The sequence below is a fragment of the Pseudomonas defluvii genome (assembly GCF_001695625.1).
Lineage (GTDB): Bacteria > Pseudomonadota > Gammaproteobacteria > Pseudomonadales > Pseudomonadaceae > Aquipseudomonas > Aquipseudomonas defluvii.
In genome coordinates this window covers 1-1,225 of sequence record NZ_MBPN01000273.1, presented here as the reverse complement: position 1 = coordinate 1,225, position 1,225 = coordinate 1, and the positions used below count along the sequence as shown (strand labels likewise).

General features: G+C 58.8%; 2 protein-coding genes. Both read left to right on the top strand.

Features of this window, described 5'->3' with window-relative positions; genetic code table 11:
• Positions 1-203 precede the first annotated feature (203 nt).
• Complete coding sequence (locus EKA13_RS27235; protein ID WP_065762037.1) at positions 204-452, top strand: DUF1654 domain-containing protein; 249 nt, start codon at positions 204-206, stop codon at positions 450-452.
• A 6-nt stretch (positions 453-458) separates the two neighbouring features.
• Positions 459-1,148, top strand: a complete 690-nt coding sequence (locus tag EKA13_RS27230; RefSeq protein WP_065762036.1) for an endonuclease — start codon at positions 459-461, stop codon at positions 1,146-1,148.
• Positions 1,149-1,225: the final 77 nt, after the last annotated feature.

Genomic DNA, 1,225 nt, shown 5'->3' with positions numbered 1-1,225 from the left:
AACGGATTCTTCTGGGTACTCTGTTCGCCGCCTGCCGGCCGCCCGCCGCTCTGCGGCGGGCATCACCGCGTAAAAAATAGTTTCAAAGGCATGCAGCAAATCGCTGCATGCACTGTCTGAAGCGCTCCTGCACCCACAAGGTGTTGCGAAATGGCCTACAGTAAAATACTGTATGCACATACAGCAAAAACAAGGAACGCTCCGTGGCAACCACTTCCTCAGCATCGACCCCCGCCAGCAGTTACGAGCAACTCGGCCTGCGCATCCAGAAAATCATCAATTCGCCGACCGCACAAAAAGCACGGTCAGCACTGATCTTTCGCCTGGAACATGAATCTCCCGACGACTGGGAAACCCTGCTCGAAGAAATCGCCGAGAACGATAACGTCACCCTCGCGCATCGCGATGATGGCGGCGTTCAGATTTTCTGGGTTGTACCGAAGGAAGACTGAGCACGCATGAGATTCAAGATTTTTGCAGTATCCTGCCTGCTGTTCAGTTTCGCCGCCCACGCCGACGCCCCACGCACCTTCAGCGAAGCCAAGAAAGTCGCCTGGAAACTGTACGCCCCGCAATCGACCGAGTTCTATTGTGGCTGCAAGTACAACGGCAACCGTGTCGACCTCGAAGCCTGCGGCTATGTGCCACGCAAGAACGCCAACCGCGCCGCGCGAATCGAATGGGAACATATTGTGCCGGCCTGGCAGATCGGCCATCAGCGCCAGTGCTGGCAGGACGGCGGGCGCAAGAACTGCTCGCGCAATGATCAGGTCTATCAACGCGCAGAAGCCGATCTGCACAACCTGGTACCGAGCATCGGCGAGGTCAACGGTGACCGCAGCAACTTCAGCTTTGGCTGGCTGCCCGAGCAACACGGACAATACGGCTCCTGCCTGACCCAGATCGACTTCAAGGCGAAGAAGGTGATGCCGCGCCCATCCATCCGCGGGATGATCGCACGCACCTACTTCTATATGAGCAAGCAATACAACCTGCGCCTGTCAAAACAGGATCGCCAGTTGTATGAAGCCTGGAACAAGACCTACCCACCTCAAGCCTGGGAGCTTCAGCGCAACCAGCGGGTGGCGTGCGTCATGGGCCACGGCAACGAGTTTGTCGGGCCGGTCAACATGAAGGCCTGCGGTTGACGCGCCGGGCAGCGCTTGCCAGCAGGCGCTGCCCGGCATTCACCCGCAACCGGCGCGGCGCGACTATCGCGGTGCGT